This window comes from Rhizobium sp. CFBP 8762 (assembly GCF_014841565.1).
In the GTDB taxonomy this organism is placed as follows: Bacteria; Pseudomonadota; Alphaproteobacteria; order Rhizobiales; family Rhizobiaceae; genus CFBP-8762.
This window is the reverse complement of sequence record NZ_JACYUD010000008.1, coordinates 11,837-28,486: the sequence shown is the minus strand read 5'-3', so window position 1 is coordinate 28,486 and position 16,650 is coordinate 11,837. Positions and strand designations below refer to the sequence as shown.

Sequence of the window (16,650 nt, the reverse complement as noted above, 5' to 3'; positions counted from 1 at the left end):
GTCAGGCAATGATATCGGGAATGACCTGGTCTTCAATTTTGGTGATGGTATCCTTGATCACCAGTTTCTTCTTCTTCATGCGCTGGATACGCAGGGCGTCGCAGCCAGTTTGAATCATGGCATTGATGGCCACATCAAAATCCTCATGTTCCTGACGCAATCGCGCAAGGTTCAGTCTGAGGTCGGCCTGATCCTGATTGGGCATGCTTGAAGTCCCCGTCGGCGCTGTATGCTGGCCCCTGGCCGCCACAGCATTGTTCTGCAAGGCATTTATCGCGTGTCTCTGCTGCCACCCGATGGCGGCATCCTCTAGCATGAAAATGCGGGCAACGGGAAGTTATCCTTGCCATGATTTCGCCTTCGACTTTTGAATAATAACGTGGCAGACTGACGTCGTTACAACCTGAAGCGTGATGCTTTTTTCGGCAAAGCGCTAAGCAAAGGAAGGAACTGTCTCATGAGCATTGAAGCACATCTTGCAACGCTTGAGAAAAAACACGGTGTTTTGGAAGAAGAAATTCATACCGCACTGACCCAGCCTTCTACACACGACCAGCACATTGCAGACCTCAAACGCCGCAAGTTGCGCTTGAAGGACGAAATCGAAAGAATTCGCACCTCAACCCATTAATTTATACTGTGTCATTGAACCGTCATAGCTCTACGCCTTTTGGATGATGGTTGATACAACGGTGTGAGGACGCCGTTTACCTTGACAACGAGGCCCGCCTGCCGCTGTCAGTCTCGGCTGGCGGGCCTTCTTGTTCTCAGAGGATAGCGGAAATTCCGTCGTAAATCAGCTTTGTCCCGGCAATGCCCGCCATGGTGTACATAAAGGGATAAAAGACCTCCGGCCGCATCCGTCGCACGGCCCATGCGCCGCAGAGCGTTGCGACAATTGCCAGTGGAAACAGGCTGGCCGAGACTGCAAAATTGGACAGATCAAGCTGGCCCAGCGCAAAGTAGGGAATGAGCTTGACCGCATTCAGAATGGCAAAAAACCGTACCGATGTTCCAGTATAGTCGCGTTGCGGCAGTTTGAGCGGCAGGGCGTAGATTTGAAACGGTGGGCCGCCCGCATGGGCAACAAAGCTGCCATAGCCCGCAAAGCCACCCCAAAACAGGGCGGGCAGACGCCGCTGCCCCTTGGCGGCAATGGTGATGCCGCGCCGCGCCCGCCAGACATTTAGCCCATAGCGTAGAACGAACAGCACGGTGATGAGGCCGATAATCAGGCGCAGCGCATGACGCGGCACAAAGGCGGAGGTTGCCCAGCCGATGGCGATGCCGGCAAGGGCACCGGGAAGCAGCATAGTCAGCGTACGCCAGTCCCCGTGCTTTCGCCAGACCCAGAGCGACACCAGATCCATGGCGATCAGAATAGGCAGCAGAATGGCCGCCGCCTGCACCGGGGAGACAACCAACGAGAGGATGGGCACCCCCATCAGCGAGAGGGCCTCGCCCATGCCGCCTTTTGTCAGGCCAACCAGCAGCACGGCTGGAATGGCGGCGTAATAGAAGCCAATGTCCGGAAGCATTTTGTGCGCGCTGTCCTGTTCGTGGGGTCGTCGGGTCTCCACTTGTGGCAAATCTATGCTATGTGGCAATGAAAACCTGCGCTGCGCAGGGTTTATCATTAGGCTTCGTTGCACGCGGATGCCAGAAAACGGACTGTATCGATGACCACGCCTGAAGACCGCTGCCGCCTTGTGCTGATTGTTCCGGAAACGGACGACGCCGGAAAACTGGAAAAGATCGTTGAGGATGCCTTGAGAGGCGGGGACGTCGCCTCCGTGATCATCCCGCAATACACTTCCAGCGACGCAGAGTTTCAGAGGTTGGCCGAGGCTCTGGTGCCTGTGGTTCAGGCAGCCGGGGCTGCGGCGCTGGTTGCGGGCGATAGCCGCGTGGCGGGCCGTGCACGGGCCGATGGCTTGCACATTGCCGCCGGAGCACCGGATCTGGCCGAAGCCTTGGAAAAGTTTTCCCCCAAACTGATCGTCGGCGGCGGCAATGCGACAGACCGCCACCATGCGCTGGAAATCGGCGAGGTAAAGCCGGACTACATGTTTTTCGGCAAGCTGGATGGCGATATCAAGCCCGAAGCGCACCCGAAGAATCTGGCTCTTGGTGAATGGTGGGCCTCAATGATCGAGATTCCTTGCATCGTCATGGGCGGCACCGACCCAGCCTCGGCACTTGATGTCGCGCAAACTGGCGCGGAGTTCGTCGCCCTTCGTCTTGCGGTGTTTGGTGAGCCCGAGCAGGCCGCAAGCATTGTTGCGCAGGTGAATGCGCTTCTTGACGAAAAAGCGCCACGGTTTGAAGATTAGATCGCTTTTCGATCTGATTGAACCGGATCGGCGCTCTAATGAATTTTGCGTAAGCATAATCTTGTCGATCCTCGTTTCACTCCGGTCGGATTATGCTTTAGGACGTTTCCATGAAAAAACCGGTCTCGCACATGCTCCGTTCCCTGCTGCCTGTATCCTTGGGCTTTGCGCTGTCTTTGGGCGGCGCGCTGTCTGGGGCGTGGGCGCAGCAGGAAGGGCGAGACCCGGTGATACCCGTGCCATCTCCGCGTGATCCAGTGGCGCAAAAACTGAAACCCGTTCAACAGGGCGAAATCACCAAGGGCAACAAGCCCTCCATCAATGATGCGGTGCGAAGTGGCGGGGGCCTCAATCTTCTGGAGCGCATGGGAGCGCCTTTGCCGGACCTGCCGCCGGAAAAGACCTATAAGGGCGCAGTGGATGAGGCCTATGGTGCCTATCAACGCGGCCTGTATCTGACGGCGATGAATCTGGCTTTGCCCAAGGCGCAGGCGGGCGACCCGGCGGCGCAAACGCTGGTAGCCGAAGTCATGCAGAATGGCCTTGGCGTGAAGCGCGACCGTAAGGGCGCTGCCTTCTGGTACGGGCAGGCGGCTGAGAAAGGCGATCCCGCCGCCATGTTCAAATACTCGCTGATCCTGCTCGATGGCGAACTGGTGACGCGCGACACGGCCAAATCCGAAGAGCTGATGCGCAAGGCTGCGGACCGTGGCAATGCTCAAGCCCAGTTTAACTATGCGCAGGCGCTGGTGGCCGGTGCGCCCGGCACCAAGGGGCTGAAAGCGGCACTTCCTTATTATGAGAAGGCCGCCGCGCAAGGGGTGGTAGACGCGCAGTATGCTGTATCTCAGCTTTATCTGAACCTTGAAGACATCGACGCTGCCAAGAAGGCCGAAGCGCGCCAGTGGCTGACCCGTGCTGCCAGCGCCGGTTATGATACTGCGCAGTTTGATCTGGCCATGTGGTATCTGGATGGTACGGTGGGCGATCAAAATCTGGAAGAAGGTTTCCGCTGGATGCGCCGCGCTGCTGAAGGTGGCCATGTGGCCGCGCAGAACCGGCTGGCCCATCTCTACATCAATGCGCTGGGCACGCGGCCCGACCCGATTGAAGCCACCAAATGGTATCTGTTGTCACGCCAGGCCGGTTTGAAAGATGAGCTTCTGGACGACTTCTATGATGGCTTGACGGACGAGCAGCAGAAGGCCGGGCAGGAGGCAGCGGGGCGCCACCGCGCTTTGTAGTAAAGCCCAATGAAACATGTTTCATGATGGAATGATGACGCACGCGCACGCGAACACTTGAAACCGAGGGTGTTTTGTGGTCTTGAAGCGCGGTTTCGGTGTCCCTGCGGGGTCTGTCGATCAGCCCTTACGGAAGTGCCCCATGAAGATCAACGGAAATGAAATTCGCCCCGGCAACGTGGTCGAGCATAATGGTGGCCTTTGGGCCGCAGTGAAGTGCACAACGGTCAAGCCCGGCAAGGGCGGGGCGTTCAATCAGGTCGAGTTGAAAAACCTGATCGACGGCACCAAGCTGAACGAGCGTTTTCGTTCGTCCGAAACGGTCGAGCGTGTCACACTGGAACTCAAGGATTTTCAGTTCCTGTTCGAGCAGGGCGACGCGCTCGTGTTCATGGACAATGAAAGCTACGAGCAGCTGGAATTGCAAAAGGATTTCGTCGGCGACCGCGCGGCCTTCCTGCAGGACGGAATGATGGTGACGGTGCAGCTCTATGATGAGCGCCCCATCGGCATTTCGCTGCCCGATCAGGTGGTGCTGGCCATTGCCGAGGCAGATCCGGTGGTAAAAGGACAGACGGCGGCGTCATCCTACAAGCCCGCCATTCTGGAAAACGGTATTCGCGTTCTTGTGCCGCCTTTCATTGCAGCTGGCGAGCGCATTCTGGTGGACACCAACGAAATTACCTATCTGCGCCGCGCCGATTGATAGGCTGTGCAGCTTGCGCCGTTCGGGCGTTGAGCGCACCAAGAAACGATAGGGCGACCGTATTCACGGCGGAAGCCCCCAATAAAGGATTTGCCTCATGGCCCGTTCAGCTCTTCTCAATGTTATGGTTCAGGCCGCGTTCAAGGCAGGAAAGTCGCTGGCGCGCGATTTCGGCGAGGTGCAGAACCTGCAGGTGTCGCTGCGTGGCCCGGCCGACTTTGTGGCGCAGGCAGACCGCAAGGCCGAAAAGCTGATCCGCGAAGAGTTGATGAAGGCCCGCCCGACCTATGGTTATCTGGGTGAAGATGGCGAAGAAATGAAGGGCACCGATGGTGCCCATCGCTGGATCGTCGATCCACTGGATGGCGCCACCAATTTTCTGCACGGCCTGCCGCATTTCGCGATCTCCATCGCGCTGGAGCGCAATGACGAGATTGTCGCTTCCGTTATCTTGAACCCGGCAACGGATGAGCTTTACACCGCCGAGCGGGGTGGTGGTGCGTTTATCAACGACCGTCGCCTGCGTGTTGCAAGCCGCAAGGCGCTGTCGGATGCGATCGTCGCCAGCGGCACACCGCATCTTGGCCACGGGAACCACGGCAAGCATCTCGTAGAATTACGCCATGTGATGGGCGAAGTGGCGGGCGTGCGGGCGCTGGGCGCACCGGCGCTGGATCTGGCCTATGTGGCCGCTGGCCGTGTCGATGGTTATTGGGAGCGTGGCCTCAACACCTGGAATCTGGCGGCAGGCGTGTTGTTGATCCGCGAATCCGGCGGCTGGGTTTCTGATATGGATGGCGGCAAAAAGCCGATCGATACCGGCTCCATCATTGCTGCCAACGAGTTCATTCATAAGGCGCTGCATGAGGTGGTCAATCGCCCGATTCCGGCGCGCTGACACCAGGAACAGGATATTCTGAAATGAAACCCTGCCATTTAAAAATGGTAGGGTTTTTTTTGATCCTGTTGTAACTTCGCGACCAAATGAATGGACGGCATCACGGGAAGAGAGACTGGAATATGGCGAAGTTGTCACTGTCGGGTTGGGATGCGACGCAGCCGGAGGGCGAGCGATACAATCCGCAGAAGCTTTCGAGCCCTATGGTGTTTTTCTGGACCATGGTGATCTTTCTCATCATCGTGGGCTTTGTCGGTGCGATTCTGTTTCGTCAGGCCCATGCTGCGTTTGTCAGCAATCCCGGCCTGAATGGGCTTATTCTCGGTGTCCTGCTGATCGGCATTCTTCTGGTGTTCAATCAGGTGCTGACCCTTCGTCCAGAAGTGCGCTGGTTCAACTCGTTCCGTGCTGCCGGAAGTGCGGATAAGGTGGGGCGGGAGCCGGTGCTGCTGGCACCCATGCGCGCGCTCATCGGTCAGCGTCATTCCATGGCGATTTCCACCACGGCGCTGCGCTCCATTCTGGATTCCATCGCCACCCGTCTGGACGAGTCGCGCGATACTTCGCGCTATCTGATCGGCCTTCTGGTGTTTCTGGGTCTTCTCGGCACGTTCTGGGGTCTGCTCGGCACGATTGGTTCCATCAATACGGTCATCCAGTCTTTGGATGCGGGCTCCGGCAACACCGAGGATGTGCTATCGGCCTTGAAAAGTGGCCTGTCGGCGCCTTTGGCGGGCATGGGCACGGCGTTTTCCACCTCGCTGTTCGGCTTGTCCGGGTCGCTGATCCTTGGCTTTCTGGATTTGCAGGCGGGCCGCGCACAGAACCGGTTTTATACCGATCTTGAAAACTGGCTCTCGTCTGTAACAGATGTTAGCGATGGCATTCAGGCCACCGGTGTTGATACGGGCAATGACAGCCTGCGTCTCCTGAGTGAACAGATTGCCCACATCGCCGGAGACGGCAGCGCCAGCCAGCGCACGACCGCTGCCATGGCGACACTGGCCGATGGCATTCAGGGGCTGGTGAAAAACATGCGCAGCGAGCAGCAGATGCTGCGCGACTGGATCGAGGCGCAGCAGGAAGAGGCCAAAGCCATGCGCCGCACCATGGACCGGCTGACGGCGCAGCTTGGCCAGCTTGGTGAGGTTGCACCGCCTTCACGTCCGATTCCCCAACGCCGCCCCCCGAGCGAATCGGCAGGGGAATAATCCATGGCTTTGTCCCGCAACCGTCGCCGGGAGCGCACGATTGATTACTGGCCGGGCTTCGTCGATGCGCTATCGACCCTGCTTCTGGCCATCATGTTCCTTCTGTCCGTGTTCGTGCTGGCGCAATTTCTGCTGAGCCGCGAAATCAGCGGCAAGGACGAGGTGCTGAACCGCCTCAACAGCCAGATCAATGAATTAACGCAGCTTCTGGCGCTGGAAAAAAGCGGCAAGCAGGATCTGGAGGACTCGCTGGCCAATCTCCAGGCGTCACTCAGCCAGTCCGAAGGGGAGCGCTCGCGGTTGCAGTCGTTGCTCGATCAGGATAGCGGCGCATCCGGCACGGCGCAAAACCAGATCGGGACGCTGACCGAGTCCCTTGCTAATGAAAAGCAGGTGAGTGCACGGGCCATGAGCCAGATCGAGCTGTTGAACCAGCAGATCGCGGCCTTGCGCAACCAGATTGCTGCGATTGAGGCGGCCTTGAACGCTTCGGAGGCAAAAGACGCTGCGTCTCAGACCAAGATTTCCGATCTTGGACGACGCCTGAATGTAGCCTTGGCTCAGCGTGTGCAGGAACTGAACCGTTACCGGTCGGATTTCTTTGGGCGCTTGCGGGAGATACTGTCGGATCGGGAAAACATCCGCATCGTCGGGGACCGTTTTGTGTTTCAGTCCGAAGTGTTGTTTCCATCGGGTGGCAATGCGCTGAACCCCGCCGGCGCGGGCGAGATGGACAAGCTGGCCACTGCCCTGCTGGACCTTGCGCGCGAGATACCGCCCGAGATTAACTGGGTGCTGCGCGTGGATGGACATACGGACAACGTGCCCCTGTCCGGCTCTGGCCGTTACGCCGATAACTGGGAGCTATCCTCCGCACGCGCCACATCCGTGGTCAAATATCTTATCAGCAAAGGCGTGCCCGCAAACCGGCTTGTGGCTGCGGGCTTTGGAGAGTTTCAGCCGCTGGCGGAAGGCGACACGCCGGAATCACGCGCCACAAACCGCCGGATTGAGTTGAAGCTGACAGAGCGCTGACGGTTCATTTGACTATACAGTCTATGAGGTTCAGGGGCTGACGCTCTTTCGCTTGCGACGTTGGCAGTGGCAATATTTAACCTTGTACGCTGATTTTATGCCGTCATGCTCGTCTTATCGACAGTCAAAGCACCGGCGGCATTGGCCTTGATCGACTCGATGGCGGCGTGAGCCGATGCCTTGGTCGTATATCCTTCGGATGCCAGCATAACCTCACCATTGGGTGCCCGAAGGTTAAAGCGAAACTGGCCCTGTGCATCCCGGAAGATCTCGAACTTATACATAATGGCACCTCTCGTGGTTGATCGCCGTCTAAAGTAACGTGCAAGCTTCTGGATTCAATAGCTCTATTGTGCAGCATCCAGCATGGTTTCGTGACCATGGTCGAATTGCAGACGTGCCAGCTTCGCATACAGGCCAGCTTCGCGCAGCAGTTCGGCGTGGGTACCTTCCTCAATAATCCGGCCCTGATCCATGACCAGGATCCGGTCGGCTTTCAGCACAGTGGCAAGCCGGTGAGCAATCACAATGGTGGTGTGCTGCCGCATCAGTCCGTCCAGCGCCTTCTGCACCAGTGTCTCACTTTGCGCGTCCAAAGCCGAGGTGGCTTCGTCGAGCAGCAGCACGGGAGCGTTTTTCAGGATTGCACGGGCAATGGCGATGCGCTGGCGTTGGCCGCCCGATAGCATGACCCCACGTTCTCCCACCTGTGAATCATAGCCCTGATCCAGCCGGTTGATGAACTCATCGGCTTGCGCCGCCACCGCTGCCGCCTGCACCTGTTCCAGGGTCGCATCGGGCGCGCCAAAGGCAATGTTGTCGCGAATGGATGCCGCAAACATCGACACATCCTGAGGCACGATTGCAAACCGCTCACGCAGGGCTTTCGGGTCTACAGAACGGGCATCGACGCCATCAACCATAACGGAGCCCGACAGGGGGTCATAAAAGCGCAACAGCAGGGAAAAGATCGTGCTTTTACCCGCGCCGGAGGGACCGACAATGGCCACCGTTTCTCCCTTGGCAACCGTGAATGACAAACCTTTCAGGGACTGCGTGTCCGGTGCCGATGGATAGGCGAAGCTGACGGAATCGAACGCCACCTCACCCAAAGGCGGCTGGGGCAGGGTGGCGGGGTTGGCAGGGGTCCGGATCTGCGGCTGCTCGTCGAGCAGTTCCCCGAGGCGCTCGGTTGCGCCAGCGGCCTGCGAAAGCTCGCCCCATACTTCCGAAAGAGCACCGAGGCTGCCTGCGGCAAACACGGAGTAGAGCAGGAACTGACCGAGTGTACCGGCTGTCATGGCACCCGCCAGCACATCCTGCGCTCCGAACCACAGAACCGCCACAACGCTGCCGAAAATCATCATGATCGCAATGCCGGTGAGGAAGGACCGGGCCCGCACGGCGGCGCGCGCGGCCTCATAGGCGCTTTCCACCGATGCGGCGTAGCGCGCACGCGCGGCTTCCTCGCCATTGAAGGCCTGAACGGTGCGGGTTGCGGAAATCGATTCACCTGCAAATGCAGAGGCGGCGGCCAGCGTATCCTGCGCCTCACGCGACCTGCGGCGCACGGAGCGGCCAAAGGCCACGAGAGGAAACACGATGATGGGAATGGCCGCCAGCACCATGCTCGACAATTTGGGACTGGTGATCACCATCATGCCGATGGCGCCAATACAGAGAATCATGTTGCGCAGCGCCACCGATGCAGTTGCGCCCACGGCAGATTTGATCTGCGTGGTATCGGCGGTTAACCGGGAGACAATTTCGCCGGACTGCGTGACGTCGAAAAAAGCGGGCGACAACCGCGTGACATGGTTGAACACATCCCGGCGCAGATCGGAGACGATTCGCTCGCCCAGCGTAATGACAAAATAGTACCGCCCGGCGCTCGCCAGCGCCAGCAGCACCGCCAGCACCATCAGCATGCCGAAATAGGTGTTGATGAAGCCGGCATCGGAGGATGAAAATCCGTGGTCCACCATACGGCGCACGGCAAGCGGGAGAACCAGTGTGGTGATGGCAGCAAGCGTCAGGCAGATCAACGCACCGGTCACCAGACCTCTGTAGCGCGCTATATAGGGCAGAACCTTGGCGAGGGGCCGAACCGACGGGCGGCCTGTTGCTGTATCCGGTTTTTTTGTCACGCTACCCCCGATCATGCCACAGCGCACACAGACGGATATCCATGGGTTGCAGCACTTGTTATCCTCTTGGCCTTCATGTATAGGCACGCAATCAAATTGGCGAGCCGTTGCCAAGCGGTCTACGGCTTCATTTACGTGTTCGGTCGCGATGACGCAATGATGTGCGTCAATTGGACCACAGCAGGAAGAGTGTTATGAAGGCTGATATCCATCCCGACTACCACATGATCAAGGTGGTCATGACCGACGGTACCGAGTACGAAACCCGTTCCACATGGGGTTCGGCAGGCGCAACCATGAACCTTGAAATCGATCCTACGTCGCACCCGGCCTGGACTGGTGGCAACCAGCAGCTGATGGACCGTGGCGGTCGCGTTTCCAAGTTCAAGAAGCGTTTCGAAGGTCTTGGTCTCTAAGACCGTTTCTAGTCTTGAGCGTTTGCTAAAGCCCGGTTTCCCCGGGCTTTTTCTTTGCCTGCCGTTTGCCCCGTTCTTGACGCTGTGTCTTCTCTCCGTTTACATGTATAGACATAATGACGATACATGAGGGAACGAATGACACAGCAGGCAGGCGGCGGGGTGGTTGAGACCCGCACGATTGAAATGGTGGCGGAGCGAGAGCGGCATGGCCATCCCCATAACCAGTTTACACTCTGGTTCAGCGCGAACTTGCAGATCACGGCTGTCGTGGATGGTGCTCTGGCCATTGTTTTCGGCGCGGAGGCGCTCGCGGCTATTATCGGGCTGCTGATTGGCAATATTCTCGGCGGTATCGTCATGGCGCTGCACTCCGCGCAGGGGCCAAGGCTTGGCCTGCCACAGATGATCTCCAGCCGTGCACAGTTCGGTGTCAAGGGTGCAACATTGCCACTGATTCTAGTGGTGCTGATGTATGTTGGCTTCGCTGCAACGGGCACGGTTCTGTCGGGTCAGGCACTCAACCTGCTGTTCGGTGTTTCGCGGCCGGAGTTCGGCATTCTGCTGTTTGGCGGCATGACAGCGGTGGTGGCCATCGTCGGCTATAAGCTGATCCATTTGGTTGGTCGCGTTGCGACCATCATCAGCCTCATCGGTTTTGCGTATCTCACCTACCGGCTGTTCTCGACCTATGATGTGGCATTGGCGTTCGGGCAAAAACCATTCACCATCTCCACCTTCCTGCTGGCGGTGGCCCTCTCGGCGAGCTGGCAGATGACGTTTGCACCTTATGTTGCCGACTACTCTCGCTATCTGCCGTCCAGCACCAGCAAGACGGCCACGTTCAACTATACGTTCTTTGGAAGCGTCATCGGTGCGCAACTGGCCATGACATTTGGTGTGCTGATCGCAGCGCTCGGCGGAAACTTCCTGAAGAATCAGGTCGGCTTCATGGGCGAACTGGCCGGTCCCGCCTTCGCGGCTGTGGCCTTCATGACCATTGTTGCCGGAAAGCTCACCGTCAACTGCCTGAATGCCTATGGCGGCTTTATGACCATGCTGACGACTGTCAGCTCGTTCAGCAATCAGCGCACGATCTCACAAGCGGCACGCATGGCCTACATCATTGGCTTCGTAGCCGTGTCCATGGTGGTGGCACTGCTTGCCAGCGCTGACTTTCTCAACAACTTCAAGAATTTCATTCTGGTGTTGCTGGCCGTCTTCGTGCCGTGGAGTGCTGTCAATCTCGTGGATTACTACCTGATATCCAAAGAGCGGGTCGATATCCCGGCGCTTTACGATCCAAATGGACGCTACGGTGCCTATAACTGGCCTGCACTCGGCTCGTATATTGCTGGTGTCTTGATACAGATACCGTTTCTGAACCAGGCGCTGTACCAGGGCTTTGCGGCACGGATGCTGAACGGTACGGATATTTCCTGGATCGTCGGGCTGATTTTCACCTCTGTGCTTTATTACGTGCTGGCCCGCAAACGCCAGAGCGTGCCCGATGGTATGATCTTGCCGGATGGCCGCAAGGCATAACAAAAGGCCCGCTGGCATCGCCGGCGGGCTGCTTATTCTCAAAATATAACGGCTTAGCTTTGCCCGAACGCCGTCTGCAACAGGCTGATCTGCGCCTGCACGCTGTTCTGGTTGTCGGGCACGAACGCGGGCAACTCATGCGGACGATAGATTTCACGATCCAGCAGCGCAATCCGCTTCTGCAAACGCTGTGACCGCTCAACCAGATCACGGAACGATTCCGGCAGTTCGGACCAGCCGGGTGCGTCGCGGTCTACGTTGAATGTGTCGAGGCGAACCTTGTTCTTCTCGGACATGATCTGGTCGCGCGACATTTCGCCATTGTTGACAGCTCGTTGCAACAGCAACCATGAGGCCATTTGCATCAGCCGGGTTGTCAGACGCATGGACTCGGCGGAATACAGAACGGATGCCATGCGCGGCAGAACCTTGGATGCATTGCGTCCGTCGCCATCGAGATAGGCAGCGGTTTCTTCCACCAGACCCATGCCTTCGGCGTACAAACCTTTGAACTGTGCAGATGAAGCTGCGTGACCAGCGAAGCTGACAGTGTTCAATCCTCTATCGGACATGCTCTGTATTCCCTAGTTAACGCATCACTCAAACACGCGAACGACAGACCATTGCAAAGGTTCCGCCGCTCAATACCTCATATTAGAATGATCCTATAACGCGGTTCGCGCAAGTATATTCTTAAAGAAAGGTTAATCTCCACAGGTCTTGTAAAGTTCTCCACCGTTGCGGCCTAAATTGCACAAAAAAAGAGCCGCTTTCGCGGCTCTCAAGGTAAAACAGGGAGAAAATCAGAGCTATTCACCAGAAGGATCATTGTCTGAGGCCGGAAAAACCGACTATCTCTGTCATATACAGTATCAATTACTTTATGGTTAACAAATTTGTCTGATGTTACCAGGCCTGAGCCAGCGGTTCTTCCGCTGCTACTGCTTCCTCATCGGGGAAGGGAGCAGCATTGGGGGAGAGTTGCAGGCTTTCCGGCGTAATCATCGTTCCCGATGTAACTGTAGCCGTATACGCATCGCGCTCTTCCACCGGCAGGGCTGCGCGGCGGCGGCTGCGGAAGACGGCGTAGCCTGCAATCAACAAATGGGCCGTTGCCGTGACGCCGAACAGCGCGTAGGGACCAAAATTCGACATGACCGGACCACTGATCGTCGGGCCGATAATCGTACCAATACCGTAAAGCAGCAGCAGTCCACCCGCTACCTTTACGAAGTCTTCCGAACTCGTAAAATCATTGGCGTGGGCAACGGCGACCGGATAAATTGCGTTGGCCGTAGCCCCGTAGACCGCGATGAGGATCAGCAGCCACGTCACGTTCGCCGGTTGGACGGCAAACATCAGCAGGCCTGCCACACCGCCGATTGCGGCCAGTCCGGCAACCACATAGCGCCGGTCGATCCGGTCGGACAGACGCCCGGCGGGCAGTTGCATGATTGCACCTGCAAAAATGGTGACACTCATCATGATGGCAATCGTGCTGTCGGCTAATCCGGCTTCACGCCCGAAGACAGGGCCAAGCGTGCCGAATGCACCATTGGCGACGCCCACGAACACGATGCTGATGCACGCGACCGGTGATGTACGCAACAGGCTGGGGAGATCCAGACGCACCGTGTTGAGGGGCTGCGGGGAAGCGGCAGTTGACAGGGTTGTCGGCAGCATAGCGAGGCAATAGACGATGCCAATCACCATGAACAGGATCGGCGTGGAGGTATCGCCCAGCGGCAGGATCATCTGTCCGCCGACCACGCCAAACAGGGTAATGGCAATATAGAGCGAGAAGATCATGCCCCGGCTCTCATTGGTCGCCCGCTCGTTGAGCCAACTCTCAATGATCATGCAGGTGCCTGCGGTGGAAAAACCGGTAATGGCGCGCAGCGCAATCCACCAGATCGGGTCCACCATGATACCCGTCAGCAACGCCACGATGGCCAGCAGGGCTGCGAAGCCGCTGAACGCCCGCACATGGCCGGTGCGTTTGACGATGTTGGGGGCCAGCAGGCAGCCCAGCACGAAGCCACTGGCCCAGGATGTGCCGAGCAGGCCGAGCGTGGTGGAAGAGTAGCCTTCCGCCGCACCCCGAACAGGCAGCAGCAACCCGTGCAGGCCATTTCCCAGAAAGACAAACAAGGTTCCCAACAACAGTGCAAACACGGAAAGCAGGTTTGTTTTCATGATCATGCCAAGGTTTGAGTCGCAAAAATACGACAGCGCCGCGCGTCAGATATGACGCGCAAAGGACGCTGTAGCACCATAAAATGCTGCATAATTTCTTCCCAATTTCAATTCCGAATAAAGGAATTATGCAGCAACGTTAAAGTTTATAAAAGCCAGTGCGGCTGCGCCGTGAAAAATGTGATTGGCGTCGAAATATGATTTTCTTTGATTGCCTGTAAACGTGTCCGCGATATGACGTTAACTCTGAAAACGAAAGAGCCGCCATGTCGAAATTACTGGCCCTGCTGCTGTTGCTGGCTATGGTCATTCACCTCATCAAACCTTTGGGGCTCCCGGGTTTGCGCAAGCGGCGCGATTTCTGGAAAATTGCCGTTGGTGCCATTGCGCTGATGATGGTGACGATACTCATTCGTCCATGAAAAAAGCCACCCCGCAGAGCGAGGTGGCTTCGTCATATTGTGGATGGAAACGAGACTTACGCGGCTTTTTCCAGCTCGATCTTCCAGCCGCCTTTGGCGGCCAGGCCGCACATTTTGGCTCGGTGCGCAAAGGCGCGTTGACCAGCGGCAACATTTTCAGGCTTACCGCCCCATGCGGTCAAACCTTCGGTCTGCAGCGCGCGGCCGTAGGAGAATGTCAGCGGCCATGGCAGATCATAATCGGCATTCATGGCGGAGAGATGCGCGGTCGCTTCCTCGGTGCTCTGGCCGCCCGACAGGAAGGTGATGCCCGGAACGGATGCGGGAACGGTGTTCTTCAACACCCGCACGGTGCGCTCGGCCACTTCATCGACAGAGGCCTTGCGGGCCTTCTTGCCATCGATCACCATGCTGGGCTTCAAAATCATGCCTTCAAGGTTGATGCGCTGGGCAGCCAGTTCCTCAAAAGTCACGCGCAGAACGTATTCGGTCACGTCCTGGCTGCGCTCGATGGAGTGATCACCCGGCGTACCGTCCATCAGAACTTCAGGCTCGATCATCGGAACGATACCGGCCTCCTGGCAGAGAGCAGCGTAGCGCGCCAGCGCATGGGCATTGGCGCGAACGGCACCGGCACTTGGCAGCACATCGGATACAGCAAGAACACCGCGCCATTTGGCAAAACGCGCGCCCGCTTCATAGTATTTTGCCAATCGACCGGCCAAGCCATCAAGGCCCTCGGTTACGGTCTCATCGGCAAAATGCGCCATCGGCTTTGCGCCCGTATCAACCTTGATGCCTGGAACGGCACCGGCGGCGCGGATCAGGTCTACCAGCGGCGTGCCATCGGCCGCTTTTTGAAACAGCGTTTCCTCGTAGAGGATGACACCGGAAATATGGCTCATGCCTTCATTGGCGCGAAACAGCATTTCGCGATAGTCGCGGCGAGAGGTCTCGGTGGACTCCAGCCCAATCGTTTCAAAACGCTTGCCGATCGTCGCTGTGGACTCGTCCGCCGCCAGAAGTCCCTTGCCGGGGGCGACCATAGCCACGGCAATATCTTCGATTCTCTCGCTCATGCTGCAACTCCCATTGTCAAGATGGTTTGCGATAGCAGATGTGAAAGAGCCCGAAAATACCGCCGAAGCGACCTAAAACGATTGAATTTTTTTTAATCGTTTGAAATATCAGAAGAATTTTGATTGGGCGTTTCAAGGTGCATATTGGAGGTGGACGTGCAAAGGCCGCAGCAGGTATCTGCACCGACTGCGGCCTTTGGTCACTGATGGATAGGCTTACCTGGACTGGTTCAGGATATCGACGCCGGGCAGGGGCTTGCCTTCCATCCACTCCAGGAACGCGCCGCCCGCTGTCGAAACGTAGGAGAAGTCGTCGGCAACCTCTGCATGGTTGAGCGCGGATACGGTATCGCCACCACCGGCGACGGAAACCAGATTGCCGCTCTTTGTGCGCGATGCGGCATGCTTGGCCGCTGCAACGGTGGCCTTGTCGAACGGCGCAATTTCAAAAGCGCCCAAAGGTCCGTTCCACACCAGTGTGGCCGCCTTGGAAATCCAATCATTGATCGCGTCGACCGACTTCGGGCCGACATCCAGCACCATGGCATCGGCGGGAATGGCTTCAATAGACACGACCTCATTGTCCGCGCCCGCCTTGAACTCGCGAGCGACGACACCGTCTACTGGTAGCACGATGGCGCAATTGGCCGTTTCAGCCTTCGCCATAATCTGGTTGGCGAGATCGGCAAGGTCGTGCTCGCACAGCGATTTTCCAACGTTGATGCCTTTTGCAGCCAGAAATGTGTTGGCCATGCCGCCGCCGATCACCAGAGCATCCACCTTGGTGACGAGGTTCATCAACAGGTCAATCTTTGTGGAAACCTTGGCGCCGCCAACAATGGCGACGACCGGCTTCTTCGGCTTGCCCAGACCCTTTTCCAGCGCTTCCAGTTCCGCCTGCATGGTGCGGCCCGCATAGGCAGGCAGATGCCGGGCAAGGCCTTCCGTAGAGGCATGGGCGCGGTGCGCGGCGGAAAACGCGTCATTCACGTAGATATCGCCATTGGCAGCCAGCGCCGCTGCGAAATCAGCGTCGTTCTTTTCCTCGCCTTTGTAGAAGCGGGTGTTTTCCAGCAGCAGAACATCCCCGTTCTTCAGCTCTGCTATGGCGCTTGCGGCCTTGTCGCCAATGCAATCGGCAGCAAAGTGGACCCGCTGATCAAGGATGTCTTCAACGGCGGGCGCAATCAGCGCAAGCGACATGTCCGCGACGGCCTCTCCCTTCGGACGACCGAAATGCGCCAGAAGAATAACCTTGCCACCCTTTTCCGACAGTTCGCGGATGGTGGGGGCGACCCGCTCGATGCGTGTGGCATCTGTTACCCTGCCATCTTTTACGGGAACGTTGAGGTCCACGCGTACCAGCACGCGCTTTCCGGCAATGTCGGTCAGGTCATCAAGGGTATTGAAGGTCATGA

Annotated in this window: 18 protein-coding genes; 10 read left to right on the top strand and 8 right to left on the bottom strand. The window is 57.7% G+C overall.

The window, feature by feature from the left end; genetic code table 11:
* Nucleotide 1: 1 nt before the first annotated feature.
* A complete protein-coding gene (locus tag IFT84_RS17015; RefSeq protein ID WP_192121560.1) occupies nucleotides 2-205 on the bottom strand; it encodes a YdcH family protein in 204 nt (67 codons plus the stop codon).
* A 252-nt stretch (nucleotides 206-457) separates the two neighbouring features.
* Between IFT84_RS17015 and IFT84_RS17010 the strand changes: the two genes are divergently transcribed.
* Nucleotides 458-631, top strand: coding sequence for a YdcH family protein (locus IFT84_RS17010; protein ID WP_192121558.1), 174 nt, complete (start codon nucleotides 458-460; stop codon nucleotides 629-631).
* A gap of 136 nt (nucleotides 632-767) precedes the next feature.
* Here IFT84_RS17010 and IFT84_RS17005 read toward each other — a convergent pair whose 3' ends face one another.
* Nucleotides 768-1,538 (bottom strand): sulfite exporter TauE/SafE family protein, encoded by a 771-nt coding sequence (locus IFT84_RS17005; RefSeq protein WP_192121556.1) that lies wholly within the window; start codon nucleotides 1,536-1,538, stop codon nucleotides 768-770.
* Nucleotides 1,539-1,679: 141 nt separating this feature from the next.
* Between IFT84_RS17005 and IFT84_RS17000 the strand changes: the two genes are divergently transcribed.
* The 6 genes from IFT84_RS17000 (at nucleotide 1,680) to IFT84_RS16975 (ending at nucleotide 7,427) form a co-directional block, all read left to right on the top strand.
* Entirely contained in the window at nucleotides 1,680-2,333 is a 654-nt protein-coding gene (locus IFT84_RS17000; RefSeq protein WP_192121554.1) for a thiamine phosphate synthase, read from the top strand.
* Between the two features lie 110 nt (nucleotides 2,334-2,443).
* Entirely contained in the window at nucleotides 2,444-3,577 is a 1,134-nt protein-coding gene (locus IFT84_RS16995; protein WP_244651260.1) for a tetratricopeptide repeat protein, read from the top strand.
* Nucleotides 3,578-3,719: 142 nt separating this feature from the next.
* Nucleotides 3,720-4,283 (top strand): elongation factor P, encoded by a 564-nt coding sequence (gene efp / locus IFT84_RS16990; RefSeq protein ID WP_192121552.1) that lies wholly within the window; start codon nucleotides 3,720-3,722, stop codon nucleotides 4,281-4,283.
* A 97-nt stretch (nucleotides 4,284-4,380) separates the two neighbouring features.
* Nucleotides 4,381-5,181, top strand: a complete 801-nt coding sequence (locus tag IFT84_RS16985; protein ID WP_192121551.1) for an inositol monophosphatase family protein — start codon at nucleotides 4,381-4,383, stop codon at nucleotides 5,179-5,181.
* An 86-nt stretch (nucleotides 5,182-5,267) separates the two neighbouring features.
* On the top strand, nucleotides 5,268-6,392 hold the full coding sequence (locus IFT84_RS16980) for a flagellar motor protein MotA (protein ID WP_446737613.1): 1,125 nt from the start codon (nucleotides 5,268-5,270) through the stop codon (nucleotides 6,390-6,392).
* Nucleotides 6,393-6,395: 3 nt separating this feature from the next.
* The gene (locus IFT84_RS16975) at nucleotides 6,396-7,427 is read left to right on the top strand and encodes a peptidoglycan -binding protein (RefSeq protein WP_192121547.1); all 1,032 of its coding nucleotides are present in this window, start codon (nucleotides 6,396-6,398) and stop codon (nucleotides 7,425-7,427) included.
* A gap of 95 nt (nucleotides 7,428-7,522) precedes the next feature.
* On the opposite strand, the gene IFT84_RS16970 is transcribed toward IFT84_RS16975, so the two are convergent.
* Nucleotides 7,523-7,711 carry a YegP family protein gene (locus IFT84_RS16970; protein WP_192121545.1) on the bottom strand — a complete coding sequence of 63 codons (189 nt, stop codon included), beginning with the start codon at nucleotides 7,709-7,711 and terminating at the stop codon, nucleotides 7,523-7,525.
* Nucleotides 7,712-7,774: 63 nt separating this feature from the next.
* Entirely contained in the window at nucleotides 7,775-9,589 is a 1,815-nt protein-coding gene (locus IFT84_RS16965; RefSeq protein WP_192121543.1) for an ABC transporter transmembrane domain-containing protein, read from the bottom strand.
* A 179-nt stretch (nucleotides 9,590-9,768) separates the two neighbouring features.
* Here IFT84_RS16965 and rpmE point away from each other — a divergent pair, with 179 nt between their 5' ends.
* Both rpmE and IFT84_RS16955 read left to right on the top strand, forming a co-directional pair.
* Entirely contained in the window at nucleotides 9,769-9,990 is a 222-nt protein-coding gene (gene rpmE, locus IFT84_RS16960; protein ID WP_192121542.1) for a 50S ribosomal protein L31, read from the top strand.
* A 138-nt stretch (nucleotides 9,991-10,128) separates the two neighbouring features.
* Nucleotides 10,129-11,535 carry a purine-cytosine permease family protein gene (locus IFT84_RS16955; RefSeq protein ID WP_192121540.1) on the top strand — a complete coding sequence of 469 codons (1,407 nt, stop codon included), beginning with the start codon at nucleotides 10,129-10,131 and terminating at the stop codon, nucleotides 11,533-11,535.
* A 53-nt stretch (nucleotides 11,536-11,588) separates the two neighbouring features.
* Here IFT84_RS16955 and rcdA read toward each other — a convergent pair whose 3' ends face one another.
* Entirely contained in the window at nucleotides 11,589-12,107 is a 519-nt protein-coding gene (gene rcdA, locus IFT84_RS16950) for a protease adaptor protein RcdA (protein ID WP_192121538.1), read from the bottom strand.
* A 334-nt stretch (nucleotides 12,108-12,441) separates the two neighbouring features.
* Nucleotides 12,442-13,731, bottom strand: a complete 1,290-nt coding sequence (locus tag IFT84_RS16945; RefSeq protein WP_192121536.1) for an MFS transporter — start codon at nucleotides 13,729-13,731, stop codon at nucleotides 12,442-12,444.
* A gap of 266 nt (nucleotides 13,732-13,997) precedes the next feature.
* Between IFT84_RS16945 and IFT84_RS16940 the strand changes: the two genes are divergently transcribed.
* The gene (locus IFT84_RS16940; protein WP_192121534.1) at nucleotides 13,998-14,153 is read left to right on the top strand and encodes a hypothetical protein; all 156 of its coding nucleotides are present in this window, start codon (nucleotides 13,998-14,000) and stop codon (nucleotides 14,151-14,153) included.
* A gap of 56 nt (nucleotides 14,154-14,209) precedes the next feature.
* Here IFT84_RS16940 and IFT84_RS16935 read toward each other — a convergent pair whose 3' ends face one another.
* A complete protein-coding gene (locus tag IFT84_RS16935; RefSeq protein ID WP_192121531.1) occupies nucleotides 14,210-15,232 on the bottom strand; it encodes a class I fructose-bisphosphate aldolase in 1,023 nt (340 codons plus the stop codon).
* 216 nt (nucleotides 15,233-15,448) lie between these two features.
* Nucleotides 15,449-16,648, bottom strand: a complete 1,200-nt coding sequence (locus tag IFT84_RS16930) for a phosphoglycerate kinase (protein WP_192121529.1) — start codon at nucleotides 16,646-16,648, stop codon at nucleotides 15,449-15,451.
* Nucleotides 16,649-16,650: the final 2 nt, after the last annotated feature.

Bases quoted from the DNA above. Each gene is read 5' to 3' on its own strand.
- IFT84_RS17015 (WP_192121560.1), bottom strand. From the start codon at position 205: ATGCCCAATCAGGATCAGGCCGACCTCAGACTGAACCTTGCGCGATTG.
- IFT84_RS17010 (WP_192121558.1), top strand. From the start codon at position 458: ATGAGCATTGAAGCACATCTTGCAACGCTTGAGAAAAAACACGGTGTT.
- IFT84_RS17005 (WP_192121556.1), bottom strand. From the start codon at position 1,538: ATGCTTCCGGACATTGGCTTCTATTACGCCGCCATTCCAGCCGTGCTG.
- IFT84_RS17000 (WP_192121554.1), top strand. From the start codon at position 1,680: ATGACCACGCCTGAAGACCGCTGCCGCCTTGTGCTGATTGTTCCGGAA.
- IFT84_RS16995 (WP_244651260.1), top strand. From the start codon at position 2,444: ATGAAAAAACCGGTCTCGCACATGCTCCGTTCCCTGCTGCCTGTATCC.
- efp (WP_192121552.1), top strand. From the start codon at position 3,720: ATGAAGATCAACGGAAATGAAATTCGCCCCGGCAACGTGGTCGAGCAT.
- IFT84_RS16985 (WP_192121551.1), top strand. From the start codon at position 4,381: ATGGCCCGTTCAGCTCTTCTCAATGTTATGGTTCAGGCCGCGTTCAAG.
- IFT84_RS16980 (WP_446737613.1), top strand. From the start codon at position 5,268: ATGAATGGACGGCATCACGGGAAGAGAGACTGGAATATGGCGAAGTTG.
- IFT84_RS16975 (WP_192121547.1), top strand. From the start codon at position 6,396: ATGGCTTTGTCCCGCAACCGTCGCCGGGAGCGCACGATTGATTACTGG.
- IFT84_RS16970 (WP_192121545.1), bottom strand. From the start codon at position 7,711: ATGTATAAGTTCGAGATCTTCCGGGATGCACAGGGCCAGTTTCGCTTT.
- IFT84_RS16965 (WP_192121543.1), bottom strand. From the start codon at position 9,589: ATGATCGGGGGTAGCGTGACAAAAAAACCGGATACAGCAACAGGCCGC.
- rpmE (WP_192121542.1), top strand. From the start codon at position 9,769: ATGAAGGCTGATATCCATCCCGACTACCACATGATCAAGGTGGTCATG.
- IFT84_RS16955 (WP_192121540.1), top strand. From the start codon at position 10,129: ATGACACAGCAGGCAGGCGGCGGGGTGGTTGAGACCCGCACGATTGAA.
- rcdA (WP_192121538.1), bottom strand. From the start codon at position 12,107: ATGTCCGATAGAGGATTGAACACTGTCAGCTTCGCTGGTCACGCAGCT.
- IFT84_RS16945 (WP_192121536.1), bottom strand. From the start codon at position 13,731: ATGAAAACAAACCTGCTTTCCGTGTTTGCACTGTTGTTGGGAACCTTG.
- IFT84_RS16940 (WP_192121534.1), top strand. From the start codon at position 13,998: ATGTCGAAATTACTGGCCCTGCTGCTGTTGCTGGCTATGGTCATTCAC.
- IFT84_RS16935 (WP_192121531.1), bottom strand. From the start codon at position 15,232: ATGAGCGAGAGAATCGAAGATATTGCCGTGGCTATGGTCGCCCCCGGC.
- IFT84_RS16930 (WP_192121529.1), bottom strand. From the start codon at position 16,648: ATGACCTTCAATACCCTTGATGACCTGACCGACATTGCCGGAAAGCGC.